13 protein-coding genes are annotated in these 18,462 nt (G+C 35.5%); 7 read left to right on the top strand and 6 right to left on the bottom strand.

All coding sequences use genetic code 11. The annotated features are described in order from the left end of the window. The first annotated feature begins 1 nt into the window (after position 1). Positions 2-724, top strand: a complete 723-nt coding sequence (locus EYD45_RS13130) for an ion transporter (protein WP_130965020.1) — start codon at positions 2-4, stop codon at positions 722-724. Here EYD45_RS13130 and EYD45_RS13135 read toward each other — a convergent pair. After that, positions 721-1,845, bottom strand: a complete 1,125-nt coding sequence (locus EYD45_RS13135; protein WP_130965021.1) for an alpha/beta hydrolase family protein — start codon at positions 1,843-1,845, stop codon at positions 721-723. The two genes, EYD45_RS13130 and EYD45_RS13135, sit on opposite strands and share 4 nt — an antisense overlap. Positions 1,846-1,892: 47 nt before the next feature. Here EYD45_RS13135 and EYD45_RS13140 point away from each other — a divergent pair, with 47 nt between their 5' ends. Together EYD45_RS13140 and EYD45_RS13145 are read left to right on the top strand one after the other, a co-directional pair. After that, positions 1,893-2,417 (top strand): DUF4136 domain-containing protein, encoded by a 525-nt coding sequence (locus tag EYD45_RS13140; RefSeq protein WP_130965022.1) that lies wholly within the window; start codon positions 1,893-1,895, stop codon positions 2,415-2,417. An 87-nt stretch (positions 2,418-2,504) separates the two neighbouring features. Further along, positions 2,505-3,227 carry an SDR family oxidoreductase gene (locus tag EYD45_RS13145; RefSeq protein WP_394343501.1) on the top strand — a complete coding sequence of 241 codons (723 nt, stop codon included), beginning with the start codon at positions 2,505-2,507 and terminating at the stop codon, positions 3,225-3,227. Positions 3,228-3,229: 2 nt separating this feature from the next. Here EYD45_RS13145 and EYD45_RS13150 read toward each other — a convergent pair whose 3' ends face one another. The 3 genes from EYD45_RS13150 to EYD45_RS13160 form a co-directional block, all read right to left on the bottom strand. After that, positions 3,230-4,648 (bottom strand): T9SS type A sorting domain-containing protein, encoded by a 1,419-nt coding sequence (locus EYD45_RS13150; RefSeq protein WP_130965023.1) that lies wholly within the window; start codon positions 4,646-4,648, stop codon positions 3,230-3,232. After that, positions 4,645-5,103, bottom strand: a complete 459-nt coding sequence (locus EYD45_RS13155) for a hypothetical protein (RefSeq protein ID WP_130965024.1) — start codon at positions 5,101-5,103, stop codon at positions 4,645-4,647. The genes EYD45_RS13150 and EYD45_RS13155 overlap by 4 nt, the downstream gene beginning before the upstream one ends. 156 nt (positions 5,104-5,259) lie before the next feature. Next, positions 5,260-11,535 carry an alpha-2-macroglobulin family protein gene (locus EYD45_RS13160; protein WP_233702650.1) on the bottom strand — a complete coding sequence of 2,092 codons (6,276 nt, stop codon included), beginning with the start codon at positions 11,533-11,535 and terminating at the stop codon, positions 5,260-5,262. Between the two features lie 217 nt (positions 11,536-11,752). Here EYD45_RS13160 and EYD45_RS13165 point away from each other — a divergent pair, with 217 nt between their 5' ends. The 3 genes from EYD45_RS13165 to EYD45_RS13175 all read left to right on the top strand — a co-directional run bounded on the left by EYD45_RS13165 (position 11,753) and on the right by EYD45_RS13175 (position 15,809). Then, on the top strand, positions 11,753-12,703 hold the full coding sequence (locus EYD45_RS13165; RefSeq protein ID WP_130965025.1) for a tetratricopeptide repeat protein: 951 nt from the start codon (positions 11,753-11,755) through the stop codon (positions 12,701-12,703). A 181-nt stretch (positions 12,704-12,884) separates the two neighbouring features. Further along, the gene (locus tag EYD45_RS13170) at positions 12,885-14,240 is read left to right on the top strand and encodes a UDP-N-acetylmuramate--L-alanine ligase (RefSeq protein ID WP_130965026.1); all 1,356 of its coding nucleotides are present in this window, start codon (positions 12,885-12,887) and stop codon (positions 14,238-14,240) included. Positions 14,241-14,417: 177 nt separating this feature from the next. After that, on the top strand, positions 14,418-15,809 hold the full coding sequence (locus EYD45_RS13175) for a hypothetical protein (protein ID WP_130965027.1): 1,392 nt from the start codon (positions 14,418-14,420) through the stop codon (positions 15,807-15,809). On the opposite strand, the gene EYD45_RS13180 is transcribed toward EYD45_RS13175, so the two are convergent. Then, a complete protein-coding gene (locus tag EYD45_RS13180; RefSeq protein WP_233702652.1) occupies positions 15,806-16,966 on the bottom strand; it encodes an N-acetylmuramoyl-L-alanine amidase family protein in 1,161 nt (386 codons plus the stop codon). The two genes, EYD45_RS13175 and EYD45_RS13180, sit on opposite strands and share 4 nt — an antisense overlap. Then, positions 16,959-17,594, bottom strand: coding sequence for an MOSC domain-containing protein (locus EYD45_RS13185; protein ID WP_130965028.1), 636 nt, complete (start codon positions 17,592-17,594; stop codon positions 16,959-16,961). Before EYD45_RS13185 ends, EYD45_RS13180 begins: the two co-directional genes overlap by 8 nt. Before the next feature lie 161 nt (positions 17,595-17,755). Here EYD45_RS13185 and radC point away from each other — a divergent pair, with 161 nt between their 5' ends. Then, complete coding sequence (gene radC / locus EYD45_RS13190) at positions 17,756-18,454, top strand: RadC family protein (RefSeq protein ID WP_130965029.1); 699 nt, start codon at positions 17,756-17,758, stop codon at positions 18,452-18,454. Positions 18,455-18,462 lie beyond the last annotated feature (8 nt).

The following is an 18,462-nucleotide window of genomic DNA, read 5'->3' on the forward strand; positions in this document are numbered from 1 at the left end:
TATGAAAGAAAAAATTAAAAGTATTGTAGAAATTAATGATAATAAAAAGAGCAGGTATTTTGCTTTTTTTATCCAAGGATTGATTTTAGTCTCAGTAATTTCATTTTCTGTAGAAACTATTCCAAATTTAAAACCTCAAACAAAGTTCATACTTCAAGTTATTGAATGGTTTTGTGTTATTATGTTTTCGTTGGAATATTTGTTGAGAATTTACGTGTCGGACAGCAAACCTAAATTTATCTTCAGTTTTTTTGGTATCATCGATTTTCTAGCTATTCTACCGTTTTATCTATCTTTTGGTATCGATTTGAGATCTTTAAGAGCGCTGCGTTTTTTGCGTTTATTCAGAATATTAAAATTGGTACGGTACAATCGGGCAATGAACCATTTTACTACGGCAATTAAATCGGCCAAAGAAGAAATCCTTCTATTTATATTCATCACATTAATGCTCATTTACTTTTCGGCAGTAGGTATTTACTATTTTGAAAATGAAGCACAACCCGAACATTTTTCATCGGTTTTTGATAGCTTATGGTGGGCTATAATTACGTTAACTACCGTTGGTTATGGAGACGTGTATCCAATTACGGTTGGGGGAAAGGTATTTACGTTTATTATTTTAATGATTGGTTTGGGTATTGTGGCTATACCAACGGGGATTATTTCTTCTGCCTTGACAAAATCTGTAGATAAAAAACACCACGATTCTGAGGAGAACTAAAACCGTTCATTAATCCAATCTACAATCAATTCTAAAGCGTCAGTAGAAAAGGTTTCCTCAATTGTTTTGTATTCGTCAATATTACCTGTGTCAGCAGTTTGAAACAGATGATTTAAACCCTTTAATTCTTTAATGGTAACATCTTTATTTCCAGAAGTTGCTAAAGCTTTTTCAATTGCTGGTAAATTTACTTCTGGTAAAACCTGAACATCTTTACTGCCATTCAATACCAAAATAGGGCAGGAAACTTTTTCTAGGTAATCTTTTGGTTCAATTCTAATAAATTCTAAAAGCCATTTTGAATCTAATATTTTAAACTGTTGCTCAATTAAAGTTGGTGTTATGGATGGCGCAACAACCGACATAGGGTTCTTCGCTTTAAAATCATTTAAACCATTTCTAATTACAGTTTTAAGCGTATCTATATTTTTATGGTTTTTAATCGCTCCATAAATAATGGTAGTCAGTTTTTCATTTTCGTCCAGCATCATTGGTGGTGTACCTCTTAATTCCAACATTTTTCGTGATTGTGTTTGGAGGATTTTACCACCGTCAACGCCTGTTCCAGCCAATAAAATAGCAAACGCTACGTCTTTGTTTTTTGATGCTACTATCGGTGCAATAAGTCCGCCTTCGCTATGGCCAATAAGTCCAATTTTCGAGATGTCAATGTCTTGTCGTTTCTTCAGAAAGGCTATTGCTGCGGCGACATCCGATGCAAAGTCGAAAGATGTTGCACTTTTAAAATCACCTTCAGATGCTGCAATACCTCTATCGTCATATCGTAACACCGCAATGCCTTGTTTTGTTAAATAATCCGATAGAACTAAAAAAGGCTTATGGTTAAAAGGTTTTAAAAACGCATCTCTATTTTGAGGTCCAGAGCCGCTAATTAAAACTGCAACTGGAGGTTTTTTGACGTCTTTTGGAAGTGTAAGTGTTCCAGATAATTTGATGTTGTCAGCCTTTGGATTTGTAAATGTTACATTTTCAGAAGGATAATCAAGAGGAAGTTGTGGTTCTTGAGGTCTTTCATTCTGACTGAAAGCAAAATGTGTGTTAAGAAATAATACTATTAAAAGCTGAAACAATTGCTTTTTTGAAAGAATACTATTATTCATGTATAAATGGAATAATTTTTGACTAAATTTATTTAAAAATAGCCATTATGAAACGACTTCTAGCATTTTTTGCGTTACTAACCATATTTTCTTGTGCGCCCATCTATGTTAATTACGATTACGAAAAAGGCACAGACTTCTCAAAATTTAAGACATATCAATATTTTGGTGATATGGAAACAGGACTAAGCGACTTGGATACAAAACGTTTATTGGATGCTTTGGATACCGAATTAAAAGCAAATGGATTTTCAATTTCTGAAAACCCAGATTTTTTAATTGATATTAAAAGTGTTGAATTTCGAAATGCTCAACGGGAAACGGTAGGTGTTGGTGTTGGCGGTGGAAGTGGAAATGTAGGGGGTGGTATTTCTATTGGTTTGCCCATTGGTCAATCTAAAATGACACGCGAAATTGTTTTTGATTTTGTAGATGCTTCCAACAAGCAATTATTTTGGCAAGCAAAAAGCGAGTCGGGTTTTAATCCGAGAGCCGAACCTATAAAACGCGAAGAAAGGTTTGCTGCGATTGTACAGAAGGTGTTTAAGAAGTATCCAACGCTTTCGAAATAACGCTCAATTTTATAATTATCCTAACATTTTAAATTCTTCATATATTTCCATCTTTTGTAGTTTTACCTAAATCGATGAAATATAGATATGATTCAAAATAAAGTAGCACTAATCACAGGAGGTTCAAAAGGAATAGGTTATGGTGTAGCCCAAGCTTTAATGCAAAAAGGTGTATACGTGGCGGTGACGAGCAGGAGTGAAGGAGCTGCAAAAGACGCAGCAAAAAAGTTAAATGAAAGTGTTTCAACTGAAGCCAAAGCTATTGGTATTGCTGCGGATGTAAGAGATTTTGAAAGTCAGGAAAGAGCGGTAGCAGCCGTATTGAGTCAATTTGGACAACTGGATATCATCATTGCAAATGCTGGATTGGGACGGTTTGGAAGTATTGAAAACTTGTCACTTGAAGATTGGCATGATGTCATTGATACCAATTTAACAGGCGTATTTTATTCAATAAAGGCTGGGGTTTCTGCACTTAAAGCATCAAAAGGGTATTTTATTTCCATATCAAGTTTGGCAGGCACCAATTTTTTTGCAGGAGGAGCTGCCTATAATGCCAGTAAATTTGGTGTTACTGGTTTTACGCAAGCCATAATGTTAGACTTAAGACAACATGGCGTAAAAGTAAGTACCATAATGCCGGGGTCTGTTTCTACACATTTTAATGGAAATGAACCTAATGAAAAAGATGCTTGGAAAATTCAAATTGAGGATATTGGAAAACTTGTGGTTGATCTTTTAGAAATGCATCCAAGAACCTTACCAAGTAAAATAGAGGTGCGTCCTACGATGCCTCCTTCAAAAAAATAAGTTTAATTTTTAACTAGCTTTCTGCTATTTAATAGTGTATTGTTTGTATAAAAATTAGCAATGTAAATTCCAGAGCTTAAATTACTAATATCGATCTCTTTTGGCTCGTAGTTTGAAAGCGTTAAAGAGTGCAATTGTTTGCCATCTAAACTAGTAATGTTCACTTTAATGGTAGTGTCAGTTCTACTTTGAAATTTGAAATTGAGTATTGAAGTTGCAGGATTAGGGTATAAAGAAATGGTATAACTATTTGTTTTTCCTTCTATATCATAAATACTTAAGGATGAGTAATTTATGCTCCATGTAACAGTATTCACGTGAACTGTATCGTGGTTGTCTACTCTAAGCATAGGGCTTTCATCAGTAACAACAGCAGTTAAGGTGTTATTCCCATCCATTAAATCTGTTTCTAATAGTGAAAGCATATCTACATTGGTGCCAACATTAGCACCGTTTAAAGTCCAAATACTTTCTAGAGTATTAGGGTTTGGTTTTATCAAGTTTAATTCAAAATCCAGAGGAAAACTTGGGTTCTCAACAGGACTAGCGTTATCTGGACTAAAGCCATCTACGGGAGATACCAAATCGTGGATTTTTTCAATCATTCCTTCTTTACATACTGCACAGAAGTCACGCCCTAAATAGCGCATTTTACAATTTTGGTGAGGTCTATTCCAAGTTGCAGCTTCTCCAGAAGTTCCATAAGGATAGATGTTTACGCCATTTTCGCCCAACCAGTTTTTCCATTTTACCAAGCTTGGGTTAGATTCTTGTGTGGCATTAATATCTTCTCTTAACCTACCATCTCCGGGATAATATTCGTCTAATAAATTAAATAGCGAATGTCCTAACTCGTGAATAGCAATTTCATTAGCACTTGTTGCCATAGACGACATGGGGAATTCGCCACCACTGCCACCATAAACAGTTGAGTTTACCAGAATCAATGCAGAGTCGTAAGCGGGGAAATTGTCTGCTAGTACAGAAATGATTTTTGATCTTGCTACATTTGAACTTGGCCAGTCAATACCATAAAACAGTAACCTATGAAATCCAAAACCATCAAAAGTTGAGTTAAAATAGGTGTCGGCTGTTGTTATGGGGGTCAATGGCTCAGTAACATCAGTAGCTGTAGCTGGATGATCTGCACCACTTTCGTTTGAGGGCACCTTAATGGCATATACGTTAAAATAATCGCTGTATTCTAAAAATGGCGACTGACTGAACAGTTCGGTGGTAAAACTTGTGGCATCGGTTACAAATTGGTCTAATTCACTTTCTTGATAACCATCACCAAGAATGACCAAATTAATACGTTTATCATCATCTCCTTCATACTTAATAGTTTCCACATCAAAAGTTTGCGCAGAACCCAGAGCAACACAAATAAGGCTAATCAATAAAGTAACATACTGTTTCATAACTCACTTACTTTGGTTAGGATAAGAGGGCGTTTTTCATTATTATAGTTAATTGCGATGTATTTGGTTTCGGGATATAATTGTAGTCTAACCGTAAAGTCGGCACTATCTAATTCCATTTTTACAATTCTAAAGTTCTTGGTTTCATCTACATATTCCACATGTTTTAGTAAAGGGTTTTTAATCAATTGCTGCGATAGTGTAGCTGAGGAGGCATCAAATTGTGAGCAGATTAAATCTTCAGCATGACCATTTTTATCTAAGAATTTCTTTTGATTTTTGAGTTTACCATCAACTTTTTTCGAACTGATAAAATCTATGGTTTTTTTACCGTTGTTATCTTTTTTAATGGTGTAATTTAAGAATACGATTTTAGGTGTTTGTTTGATGTCATCCAGACTGTTCGAAGATGTAGCTGTTCGGTTGCCTCCACAGGAAACAAGAATGGAGACCATGACAGCAATTATGAGAACATGAGAAACAAGATATTTTTTGGGGCATCTGTGATTCATGACTTTTAATTAAAGCACATTTATATCGACGTAAAGATAAGAAATAAAAAAGAGGCTTTGAAAAGCCTCCTTTCTGTGGTATTGGAAATTTACTATTGGTTATTCTACTATTAGCCTTGTTCCTTCACTATGGCTACTGAATTCTGGCGCATACATACTTTGAATTGTGGTAATCCCGTTGCTCATGCTTCCAGCATTGTTTACGCGTAAATCATATTCAAATACATAAACGCCTTTTGGTAAATAATCAAAAAAGAAATTTGTCGAGGCATCCTTTGTGCTTTCATAATAGCCCAAACCATCCTGCCGTTTGTATTTCGACAATACGTTTACAGGTTCTAAGCCTGCAGCCCGCATATCTTTCATATGTAAAAACTCCATGTTTCTATCACTTTTTAATTCGATTCGAACTCTGATTAAATCACCTATATTCAATTTGGTTTCAGAAGTTATTTCTGAAATTTGCTCGCCTTTATCGGTATTTTGTTTTAGAAATAATCTTTTCTTGAGACTTAACGGTGTTTCGGCTGAAGTAATCTTATCTAAATTCTCAAAATACTGCCAATATAGAGCACCCCAAGCAATGCCTTTTCCTTTTTTGGTGATTTTTACTTCTCCCATTTCAGGTTGTATTTCGGATGGAGACCAAGAGGTTTTATAATAACCTGTACCAGCTTCAACTTTTACATTTTCAAGTTTCTTAGGGTCTATGTGTTGTCCACCTAAAACCACGTCAACCATGTCTGTAACAGATAGCCAATCGCTACCTTGAAGCAATAAAGCGTACACTGCTTCGGTAGTGGCTTTTGTGGTTTTCCACTTATTGGTTTGTTTGTTTTTTAGTAGCCAGATTTTTAGATTGTCAATGGTTTCTAGATTTACCCTCTCAGGCTCAATAACATTTCCTGCTTCTGAAAACGTTTCAATCATCAATGCTTGTGTTTCTATAGGTGCTTGATACCAATACCAGGAGTTGGTGTTAGATTTCCAATACATGCCTAATTCATCAGAGGTAATACTTGTTTCTTGGAGAGAATTCAAGATTTTAGCAGTAGTGCCGTTATCATTAGTTCTGTATGAGACTAGTGCCATCATACCTTTTGCATACAATGAGCGTTTTAACCAATACTTTTCAATTTGCGATTGGTAGTACGCACTTATTTTTTCAACCTCTTTAGATTTTTTCATCTCTGGAAAGAAGCTGCGCATATACAAATAATGTAGTTGTGTGTAGCTTAAATGGTCTTTGCTTAAATCTACCTTAGCATTGTATTTTCTGATGTCTTTATATTCTTTTATAAATTGTGCATCTAAATATTTTATTGCTTTTGAAATCATTTGAAAATGAGATTTCTCGTCGCTCTTTCCTCGCTCTGTCGAAATGACATTCAATTTATTTAAGTGTCCAAAACCAGCGATGATATGTTGTGTAATGTATCGATTTTCACGCCCGCCTTTAAACCAAGACCAACCTCCTGAAGACATTTGATTGGATTTTAATTTATTGATTGCAGATTGCAGTTCATTGTTCATTTTATTTAAATCGAATAACAGTGCGATGCGTTTTTTCTGCTCCGTTTCGCTTTGCGCATCACGTAGCCAAGGTGTCTCTTGAATTAAAATCGATTTTAATTCTTCATTTTTTTCCAAGTTTGAAAGTAGTGCAGTTGCTGAGCCTGTCGAAGTATCAGTGTTTCTCCATTGATTAAAAACCTCTTGAATTCTAGGGTTAGAATTTGCAATATGACTTGCCAAAGCATTGGCATAATATCGGGAAAAAGTTTGCTCATTGCATTCATAAGGGTATTCCATTAAGTAAGGCAACGCCTGTACCGCATACCATGCAGGATTTGAGGTCATCTCTAAAGTCAACCTATGGTTTTTTAGAGTGGTGGCTGAGGCGCTCGAAGCCAATTTATCCAAAGTAAATGTTCTGGTTTCATTACTTTTTACCCACATCGGTAAGGTTTCGGTAACTAACATTCTGTTGGATAGCACAGGTAAGGCATTTTGCTCGCCATCGCTATAATCGCCCGTGGTGGCTACTATTTTGTATTGCACCGCCTGAATACCATCGGGAATTGATAGTTTCCATGAGATTTGAGTGTTACCTTTTGCGTCTACAGAAAAAACCTTGGTGGCTGAGGCACTCGAAGCCACATTATTTTCTTTATCATTATTATTAATGACTTCGAGAGCCTGAGTCAACAGAATATTGGAAATATCTTCTCCTGAAATAGCATCGGTTAACATTAATTTAGCTTGTCCGCTAAGAGCTGTATCTGTAAGATTTGCAATTTTTGTGCTGATAACAATGTCGTCACCTTCGCGTAAAAAACGTGGCGCATTGGGAATCACCATCAATTCTTTTTGGGTCACCGCACTTAAGCTTGTTGTAGCGCTCTCTAAGGTTTTGGTATGTGCCAATAGTTGCAATTTCCACTGCGTTAAAGCTTCTGGTGTTGTAAAGCTAAAACTGATATTGCCGTCTGTATCCGTTTGTAACTGAGGAAAGAAAAATGCTGTTTCTTGCAGGTTTTTTCTAACCTTTATCTGGTTTAGTTTTTTTGCGCCTGATTTTGTAGTAATTAGAATAACACCATTGGCACCTTTCTCGCCATATTTGTTAATAGCAGATTGATCCTTTAATACGGTTGTATGCTCAGCATCGCTCATGTCAAAATCATCAAAATTAGTTGGTACACCGTCCACTAGAACTAAAGGCTTTTTGTTATTGTTCCAATTAGCTTGCCCACGTATGTAAATTTGCTCATCGTTTACCTCTTTAGTGACACTACCTTGTATTGCGGTAACACCAGGTAAATTGCCTCGAAGTTTATTTTTTAAGGTATTACTAAAATATAACCCAAACCAATTCAATCTATCATAGCCTTGAGGTTTTAGGTTATGGGAAAAGCGCTCTTGATACACCCTAAAATACTGCGTGCCAAAGCTGTTATGGGCAGTTGTATTACCATAGGAATGATATGTCGGTTTGCTGATGGGGTTAAAATTCCAGTTATGTGTCTTAAACTGGTCTAGAGACGCATCGTACATACTTGCCAACAATTCTGCGCTTACCTTATCACCTTTAGGGCCTTTAATTTTAAACTGCCAAGTTTCATCGGTTCCTGGTTGTAGCTTGTCTCTAAAGGTCAATGTTTCAATGTTTAAATCTGTGCTTGGGTAAGGTACAGCTATGGCAACATTACCAGATTGAAAACTATTGAATGCAGCAAAACTATAGCGAATAGCAAAACCGCCAAGATCTGCTGGCGTTACAGGAACACTAATGATCCTTTTATTATTGTTTAGTGTGATAACTTCTTTTTTTACAATAGCTCTATCTTTTTCAACAACTACGGTTACCGCAATGTTTCTTGCAGAAGATGCAATGGTGATTTGAGCTGTTTCACCTATGGTATATGAGGGCTTATCAGTTGTAATACTGAACAATTCTTGGTCTGGAAGCGTTTCATCTTTAGGGCTAAATACCATTGTTCGAGCTTCATCTTTCACCAGCTGTCCAAATTTATCCTTGGTTTCCAAGGTGATGAGGTATGCTCCAGATGCCCACTTTTTCATTTTACCTAATTCTAAAGTTTCGGATGTTCCGGTATTAAAAGATTTCTCCAACACAAGATTTCCCTTTTTCCAGTTACTAGGAAGATGCTCATCACTATAAGCATCGTGTGGGAATAAGGTTTTAAATTGTTCTCTTGAAATGTCTTGATAATTTGGTGCTGGCCATGGTCTTGACCTCAATACTGCCTCAGGAGCCTTTAACTTATAAATTTTTATGGTGCCTTTTGCAGGAACAGTTTCACCATTAAGGTTTTTAGTGCTAATGGTTAACGTGTTGTCTTTTTTAGTTTTATCTAAACGCTCATCTACGGCAATGTTAGCGGTTAAGGCATGATAACCTAAATTAACTACTGTGGTTGCACTTCTGGTTTCGCCATTTAAATCGGTAACATCGGCTGTCACTTCATACTTAAAAATTGGCAAACTATTTTTATCTACACTTGCATCTGGTATAGCTTTAAAGGTAATTTCAAAATTCCCAGAATCATCGGTAGTGGTTTCGCCATGAGCGATTTCCTGAGGTTCGCTATTGATATAAGGACGATACCAAAAATACCAGCGAGGATATTGCACTTTTCTATGTACACGATATACCACTTTGGCATCTGTAATATTGCTGCCAGCATAGGCCAAAGCGTTACCTTTTATGGTGATGGAATCGTTAATTTTAAACGTTTCGGTAACAGGGTTAAAGGAGGTTTCAAATTTTGGACGTTTGTATTCCTCAATAGAAAAATAATGACGATTTCTACCGAAATAACCGTCGCTAGAGCTTAAATCAATCCAATATTGACCGTTCAATCCAGTATTCGGTAGTATGAACTCTCCCGATACAGAACCAAAATCATTGGTATTAAGTTTAAGTGTTTTAACAGATTCACCATTGGTATTGTGAAGTGTAAGTTCTACTTCATGGTTTGATAACACTTCAGATTTACCATCGTCAGTTTTCATCGCAATTGCTTTAAAATAAACGGTTTGCCCTGGTCTGTAAATACTTCGGTCTGTAAATAAAAATGATTTATATTGTGTTTTTATCTTCTGATTTTTATAACGTTGATTTAAATAGAAATCCCCAAAATAAGCGAGTTCGTTGCCCTTTTTTATTTTCAGATTGATATTTCTATACCAACCACTGCCTAATTTTTTAAGTCGAATTTCTCCTAAATCATTTGATGTGTAATTTTCAAATTGCTTGTTTCTGTTATTGCGTTTGTAATAAGACAGTTCAACTTTTGCTCCAGAGATGGGCGTGCCATTATTTCTATCTATAATTTGAAATATTTTATCATCTTGGGTTTCGCTTTCCACTAAAGCCATATCTGTTACTTGCAGGTGCGCAAATGCAAAGTTGTTGGCGTTATTTTCTCCTGCGGTAGCTACAATTAAGTATCTGCCATTATCAAGTTTTGGGACTAAAACTTCGGTAGTATGTGTTTGATAATCGCCTTCATTTTTTAATTTGGAGTTCCAAGATGTTGTGGCATCCAACTTTTCAATAAACGCCCATTGTTCATCCTGTCTGTATATTTTACCAAAACCCTTATGTCGTTTTTCGGAAAGTTGATACGCTTTAAACGTTATGGTGTTTAAATTTTTATAGCGAACCAAAATGCGGGAATGCTCTTGAGTTGGTAGATATGCTTCTGCGGTAATCTGAAGCGTTTCGTGGCAAATTTGTGATTTTAAAACTTTACATTTTTCTGCAGCACGACTTTTAGGGAAAGTGCTAATAATACGTTCGCATATCTCTACAGCCTCCTTGGCTTTCCAGCGATTCGTCTCTTGCTTTTTAGGAATGTACTGTTTGCTCTGTTCAAAGTACAACGCAGCAATTTCATAATCATAAAGTCCAGAAACTTCATGTGTTTTTACGCGCTCACTTTCAGATGTCAAAGTAGCTAAAAGCAGATTTTCCTTATCGTCAAAAGTGGCATGCTCTCGCACAAACTTCAAACGGTTAATATTCACATCCGCTAGGGCAAAAGGCGCATCGTCATCTAAGTGAAATCTAATTAAGGATTTATAAATTTTTAACGCATGCAACTGCAATGCTGAGGTATCTTTCGATTCAATATTCAAAACCGAAAATGTTTCAGCGTCGTCTAAATATGCAGCACTATCAATTTCAAATGTATAAGCAGGTTTGGTAATGTGTGTTTCGTTGGTTTTGTAAAACTCCAGAGCGGTATGGCTCAAAAAATCAAACAGCGTTGGTCTGTAAATCTTAGAGCCCTTTTGTTCGGTTAGCAGTACATTATAATGCTTTAATGGCTCTTGCTGTAACAGTAGTCCGTTTTCCAAGGAGTTTTGAAAATGTAAATGCACTTCATCAAACAAGGTCTGTAAATCCCAAGTTCTAAAATCTTCAGCATCTACTTTTTCAGAGGTTTTTGTACGATTGTAAAATTTATAGCGATTTTGCTGAAAATATTGCCAATACAAATTAGCCAAAATACTCTCCAACACATTTTTAGTTGGAAACTCACTGCCAGCAATGGCAGTTTTAAAATCATTTATAATTTTAAGCTGCGCATCTTCCTCTAAAGTTAGTGCGTACTTGCTCTTAAAGAGCATGGTTTTTACAACTTGTGGGTGGTTTTTATCCACTGTGGCTTTTTTTGAAATTTGTTCTACCACGTTTAAAGCAGATTTGGGCAAACCTTCAAGCTCATGGCTTTCCACTTTGCTCCAAAGATCTTCATAATTAGAATTTTGAGCTTGTGAAAGTGTTGAAAATAATACGATCATAACTAATAAAACAAAGGATTTCACTTGAGCTGAATTCATTTCAGTATCTTTTTTAATTTATCCCTAAACTATGTTCAAAAGCCATTCCAAAAAAACAATAAAAGAGGGAATACTTCCGTTCGATGAGGGAAGTTAATCATTTTAAGAGTAAAACACATTTTTAAATAACAAACGAAGTGCTAAATCTTAAGATTATCTTAATCGGAAAACAAACTCGTTCAAAAAAGTTATTTTTGCTGCAATTACCTCAAAATTTATGAAACGCCTATTGTTACTTTTATTGTGTCCCGTTTTGTGTTTCTCCCAGCAATCATTGGAAGAAGTAGATGCACTTTTCGCGCAAAAAAAGTATAAAAAAGCGGAAACCGTAGTTCAAACGTTTTTAGAAGATCACCCCGAAAATTTAAAAGCCTTAGAGCTTTTGGGAGATGCCTATGGCCACCAAGAAAAATGGGAAGAAGCTATTGATACCTACAAAAAATTAGTAAATGCAAAACCCCAAGTTGCCAATTACCATTACAAATATGGTGGCGTTTTGGGTATGAAGGCACTGCAAAATAAATTTAAGGCCATAAGTTTTATTGGTGATATAAAATCATCGTTTACCAAGGCTACAGAACTTGATAAAAACCATATTGAAGCGCGTTGGGCTTTGGTAGAATTATACATGCAGCTTCCAGGAATTTTTGGCGGTAGCAAATCAAAATCATTGAAATATGCTGAGGAACTAGAAGCGCTTTCTAAGGTAGATGGCTACCTCGCTAAGGGGTATGTTTACGAGTACGATGACGAGCCAGAACTTGCCGAAAAATATTATAAAATGGCCATACAAGAAGGCGGATCTTTAACCTGTTTTAATAAGCTAACTAGATTTTACGAGAACAAAAACCAACCAGAAAAAGCCATAAGAACCATTGAGAGTGCCCATAAAAAACACCAGCGAAATGCATTGCACTATCAAATAGGTAAAGTAGCCGCAGAGTACAATATAGAACTGGATAAGGGCGAAAAATGCCTGCAAACCTATCTTGCTAATTATTCTGCTAAAGACGGCGTTCCCAAGGCTTGGGCGCACTACCGTTTGGCACAAATACACACGTATAAAAATAATAAAACGCAGGCTCTGGCACATATAGAAATTGCCATTGCTGAGTTGCCAAAAATTAAACCGTTCAAGGCACAAAAAGAGAAGATTTTAGACCTTTAATCTTTTTTTGGCGTTCCCTCCGCTTGAGCGCCGGTCGGGCTTTCACGAGTCGCTCTCTGCGAGGAGCTCCAACAATCGCTCAATCCCTAACGCGGAAAGAAACATCCGTTCACAGCCCTAAAGTATTCAACTTTTAAGCATTAAGCTTTGAACTTTAAACATAGAGTTTGATATTTGCTTTATGAACGTACATTTTATCGCCATTGGCGGTGCAGCGATGCACAATTTAGCACTAGCATTACATAACAAAGGTTACAACGTTACGGGAAGTGACGACACAATTTTTGAACCCTCAAAATCCAGATTGGAAGCAAAAGGCTTATTGCCTGAAACATTTGGGTGGTATCCCGAAAAAATTACTTCGGATTTAGATGCTATTGTTTTAGGTATGCACGCCAAATCTGATAATCCTGAATTATTGAAAGCTCAGGATTTAGGACTTAAAATCTACAGTTACCCGGAGTTTTTGTATGAACAATCCAAACACAAAACCCGAGTTGTTATTGGTGGTAGCCATGGTAAAACTACAATTACTTCTATGATTTTGCATGTGATGCATTATCATGATAGAGATGTAGATTACATGGTTGGCGCACAATTAGAAGGTTTTGATGTGATGGTAAAACTTACGGAGGACAATGACTTTATTGTTTTAGAAGGTGATGAATATTTGAGTTCACCTATTGATAGACGTCCAAAATTTCATTTATACAAACCGAATATCGCCCTATTAAGCGGTATTGCATGGGATCATATTAATGTATTTCCAACTTACGAAAACTACGTAGAGCAGTTTAGTATTTTTGTGGATTCTATTGTTTCAGGCGGCAGTATCAATTATAATGAAGAAGATGCCGAAGTAAAGCGAGTGGTAGAGGCTAGTGAAAATACCATTAGAAAATTACCATACCGAACACCCGCGTACACTGTTGAAAACGGACAAACACTTTTAGAAACACCCGAAGGCGATTTACCCATTGAAGTATTTGGGAAACATAACCTAAACAATTTAGCAGGAGCCAAATGGATTTGCCAACACATGGGCATTGATGAGGACGATTTTTATGAAGCCATTTCTACATTTAAGGGTGCAAGCAAACGCTTGGAAAAAATAGCAGAAGGCCAAACAAGTGTAGCCTTTAAAGACTTTGCGCATTCACCAAGTAAGGTAGAGGCCACCACAAAAGCTGTAAAAGAACAATACCAAAACAGAACCTTGGTAGCCTGTTTAGAACTTCATACTTATAGCAGTTTAAATGCTGAATTTTTAAAAGAATACAAAGGCGCATTAGATGCTGCAGATGTAGCCGTAGTATTTTATTCACCACACGCGGTTGAGATTAAAAAGCTAGAAAAAGTAACGCACGAACAAATTGCTGAAGCTTTTCAACGAGACGATTTAATTATTTACACCAACCCAGACGATTTTAAAGACTTTTTGTTTGCTCAAAACTTTGATAACAAAGCATTATTATTGATGAGTTCTGGGAATTATGGTGGTTTGGATTTTGAGGAGGTAGAAGGTTTAATAAACTAGCTGTCATCCTGAACTTGATTCAGGATCTCAACACTTTTGATGGATTCCGCATCAAGTGCGGAATGACAGATACAACAGGTTAGAAGTAGGTTGCATGATTTATCTTAAGGGTTTTAGTTTTTAAAGATGTAACAATTACCTTTAAATTTCTACTGATTTATTATAAACTAATTACAAATGAAATTTAGTAGGCTTTTTTATGATTCAAGGGTAAGCTTCACAAAAATTTCAATCAATTGGATTATAATTTCTGTTGTGATTGGTTTATTATCGGCTTTAACAATTTACAATTTCTTTTATGTGATTAGAGAATCTTTTAGAGTGATGACTTTTGGATTTGCTAATTTACCTTATGTTTTAACTGAGGAAGATAGAAATTCTTATAATTTATTTTTTGCAGGTTTGTCAGTGGTTTTTGCAAATTCGATCACCATTAATATGTTATTAAGTCGACCTTCTGGTATTCTGTATTGGAGAAATCCAATTAGGAGAAGAATATTAAACGATCAGGTATTCTTAAACTTTAATTTTTCTTATTGGTTCACAAAAATGGGCTTATGCTTCTTTATATTTTCAATGTGTTGTTTGGATTTTGATTTTTCTCCATATGTTGGTGTTCTATCCTCATTATTACTTTTGGTATTATATTTAGATTCATGGAAAGGGTTGAGCAGAATTTTTCGAAAAAACAGATTCAAATTTCAAATAATTCATTTTACTGTTCTAATATTGTTAACCTTTGGTTTGAGCAAAATAAATACAATCGACTATCAATCTATTGATGATACAGCAATAAAATCAAGTCCTATTTACCAGTTACCTTACTCTAACTTTTATCATGAATTTCATTCGGCTTATCACAGAGAAGTAGTGCTTACTTTGGAATTAGAAGATGACAATGAATTATTGATATTATATCAAGGAAAAAGAGCAGTTGTCAATGATATTCCAGACATTATTGCGGCTGAAAGAGCATCGCTACGTGAAGAAATGGTACCATTTCTTCACGTTAGAATTATAGCAGATAAAGCTTTAAATATAGAATATATTAAACAGGTTGAAAAGATATTATACACTATTGCTCAACTATATGTTGTTTATGATGTCTATAATGATGATTTATTAACCCATAGATTTGAGAGAAGGGGTATTAAATTTAAGATTACCCCAACAATTATAGAATTACAATCAAATATAGATATTCAAACCCCGCCTTTACCTGAATGGTGGTATTTTGATAGGTCTAAAAACCTTATGAGTATTATAAAAGTAGATATTGGTAGTGTTATTAAAGTAAACGGTATTATAACTCCTAAAGAAATCTTGGTAGAAGAATTCAAAAAGTATATTCTTAAGAATATACTTTTTGAATATTCTTATGAAAAAAACACATCATATCAAGATTACATTAATGTATTATCATCTCAATATAAAGCTGCGTTTGAGTTGCGTAAACAGAATCAAACAATTTTTAAAGAACATAGCTATAATGACCGTGAGGCTTATCTGGAGGAGCAGAATAAGCTAAAACAACAATTTCCAATACGGATAATTGAAACGTTTGATTAATTATTACGCTCCTTAAAATCCACCAAAAGCCCTTCATAAAACCATTTTGCCAAGGCTTCTCGGTTTTCCCAATTCAAAATACGTCTTTGGTCTTTTTTGTTTTTAATATTGCCTAATTCAATATAAACCATGGCTGGTAGGGTGTTTTTAATAACATAGAGGCTTCGGGAGCTTACGGTGCCAGAATAGGTGCGGTTGGGTTGGTGTTTGGCATATTTCTTTTTAAACGTGTTGTGAATGTTTTGAGCAAGCTTTTTACCGCTTTTACTCTTTTGATGATGGTAAAAGAAAACATCAATATTTTTACCCTTGCTTCTGCTATCAATATGTGTAACAATTAGTCTTTGGTAGGCACCTTTGTGCTTTAGATAGAGTTTATTTACCACTTTGGTACGTTCACGAAGTCGCAGTTTTTGATTTAGTGAAATAGAATGATTTGGATAATACACTTCATCATAATCTACCTCTAAAACACGTTTATCCCTAATGCCATCATTTTTATCTTTAATGATGATGTAAACCTTAGCACCATTGGCAAGGAGTTTTCGGGCAAGTCTTAAGGTAACATCATAAGCATATTCATCTTCTGAAATAAGTTTGCCTGCGTAGGTTTCAATAGCACCAGGGTCTGGACCGCCATGTCCGGAAATTAAATAATATACAGCACCTTTTAAGGTTTCACTTTCTTTTGGAAACACTTTGTGTTTTTCACCAAAAAGCGAATTGGTAATCGTTTCAATCTCTGGAACAACAATAGAATCTTTTGGCTTGGACACTAGAATAATCGGGATACTATCTTTTATACTTATATCTTTTGCAGTAACAACAGTGTCTCGTTTTATAAGTGGCAGTAGATATGTTTTACCAATCAACAAGCCATTGTCTGGTTTTAACTTGTCTTTATTCAACTTAATAAAAGCCCTAAAATTTTCAGTAGGCTCTAGACCGTGTTTCCTTAGTAAGACATAAATACCGTCTCCTTTTTCGGCAATAACTTCTTTTTCTGAAGTTTGTGCCCCAGCAGAAAAGGTCATCAGAAGTATAACGTACAGTAGTGTTTTTATAATTTTAGGACTTAATGTTAATAATCGCTTGAATGAAAACGGCTTTAGTTTTAAATTATTCTTTGATGGCTTAAACCGAAATACCTTAAACAATAAATTGCTTCAATTTTTCTCGTTTGCGTTCTGGTAAAATATTTAAAGACACCGCTATGTTTAGTAGGTTTTGAGATTTTACTTTTGAAAATATCAAGTTATACAATTCTGCCACGGTAAGGCTTTCCTCTAAACGATCAACTAATGTCAATTTATCCTTGGTACGAACCAAACCCTCTTCAATAACACTAACATAGGTTCCCGGAAAACCATGGTCAATAAATTGTTTTAAAATATTTTGAGATCCAAATTTCGCACCAAATTTAAAACAAGGTTCTCTAGGTTGGGTAACTTGCACTGAGGCTTCTCCAATTTTGTATATATCGCCTACCATCATTTGTGTTTCGTTCATCCCGTTTACGGTGAGGTTTTCTCCAAACATGCCCCAATTCCAATCTAAATCAGGATACAAGGTCTTCCAATAGGGGTAATGGTCTGCTGAAAATAAATAGCAGGCTTTAAAAGTACCACCATGAACTTTTTTATCGGCTATAAAGTCATTGTTAACACCTTGCTTTCCTAAATAAATGGGGTTTTGTGTTGGTATTTTAAAAATGCCAGTGGACACTTCTTTGTTTTGCCATAAGATGGTTTTGGGTTCAGAGATATTGGTAGATTTTATGTACATAGATTGTTAGCCTATAAATTGTACTTAAAAGTAGCAAAATTTTTGTGGTAATTACTGTAGGTAAACATACTTAGCAATAGATTAACGAATCATCAAAACACGCTTAAACTTTTTGCCATAAAATTTTACAGGGTTATCATTACAATATTTATCTTTAACCAATGCAAGAGAAACCATCTTCGTTTTCAATAAAAAATTGGAGTCAGGACGATCAACCTCGTGAAAAATTACTGTATAAAGGGAAATCTGCCCTTAGTGATGCCGAATTGGTGGCTATTTTAATAGGTTCGGGCAATAAAGAAGAAAGTGCCGTGGCATTGTGCAAACGTATTTTGGCCAGTGTTGACAATAATTTAAGTGAATTAGGAAAACTTTCCATCAAACAGCTTATGGAGTTTAAAGGCATTGGTGAAGCAAAAGCAATAACCATTGCTGCTGCTTTGGAATTAGGGAGAAGGCGTAGGGGAGAAGAGGCACTTGAAAAGAAAAAAATTACATCTAGTGTATCGGTATTTGAGTTGATGCAACCTGTAATTGGGGAGCTGGAACATGAAGAGTTTTGGATTATTTATTTGAACAATTCCAATAAAGTTATTCAGAAAAATCAATTGAGCAAAGGAGGCATCACTGGCACTTTGGTTGATGTAAGACTAGTATTAAAAAATGCACTTGAAGTTGGCGCAACAGGATTGGTTTTAGCCCATAATCATCCATCGGGAACGTTAAAACCTAGTGAAGCAGACAAACAGATTACACAAAAATTAAAGTCGGCAGCATTAAGTTTGGACATTCGGGTTTTAGATCATCTTATAATTACCGAAAAAGCCTATTTTAGTTTTGCTGATGAGAATATTTTGTAAAAGTTGAG

This window comes from Hyunsoonleella flava (assembly GCF_004310325.1).
Lineage (GTDB): Bacteria > Bacteroidota > Bacteroidia > Flavobacteriales > Flavobacteriaceae > Jejuia > Jejuia flava.

Excerpts from the sequence above, each read along its gene's own strand:
- EYD45_RS13170 (WP_130965026.1), top strand. The coding sequence starts at position 12,885 with ATGAACGTACATTTTATCGCCATTGGCGGTGCAGCGATGCACAATTTA.
- EYD45_RS13160 (WP_233702650.1), bottom strand. The coding sequence starts at position 11,535 with ATGAATTCAGCTCAAGTGAAATCCTTTGTTTTATTAGTTATGATCGTA.
- EYD45_RS13165 (WP_130965025.1), top strand. The coding sequence starts at position 11,753 with ATGAAACGCCTATTGTTACTTTTATTGTGTCCCGTTTTGTGTTTCTCC.
- EYD45_RS13150 (WP_130965023.1), bottom strand. The coding sequence starts at position 4,648 with ATGAAACAGTATGTTACTTTATTGATTAGCCTTATTTGTGTTGCTCTG.
- radC (WP_130965029.1), top strand. The coding sequence starts at position 17,756 with ATGCAAGAGAAACCATCTTCGTTTTCAATAAAAAATTGGAGTCAGGAC.
- EYD45_RS13145 (WP_394343501.1), top strand. The coding sequence starts at position 2,505 with ATGATTCAAAATAAAGTAGCACTAATCACAGGAGGTTCAAAAGGAATA.
- EYD45_RS13175 (WP_130965027.1), top strand. The coding sequence starts at position 14,418 with ATGAAATTTAGTAGGCTTTTTTATGATTCAAGGGTAAGCTTCACAAAA.
- EYD45_RS13130 (WP_130965020.1), top strand. The coding sequence starts at position 2 with ATGAAAGAAAAAATTAAAAGTATTGTAGAAATTAATGATAATAAAAAG.
- EYD45_RS13140 (WP_130965022.1), top strand. The coding sequence starts at position 1,893 with ATGAAACGACTTCTAGCATTTTTTGCGTTACTAACCATATTTTCTTGT.
- EYD45_RS13185 (WP_130965028.1), bottom strand. The coding sequence starts at position 17,594 with ATGTACATAAAATCTACCAATATCTCTGAACCCAAAACCATCTTATGG.
- EYD45_RS13155 (WP_130965024.1), bottom strand. The coding sequence starts at position 5,103 with ATGGTCTCCATTCTTGTTTCCTGTGGAGGCAACCGAACAGCTACATCT.
- EYD45_RS13135 (WP_130965021.1), bottom strand. The coding sequence starts at position 1,845 with ATGAATAATAGTATTCTTTCAAAAAAGCAATTGTTTCAGCTTTTAATA.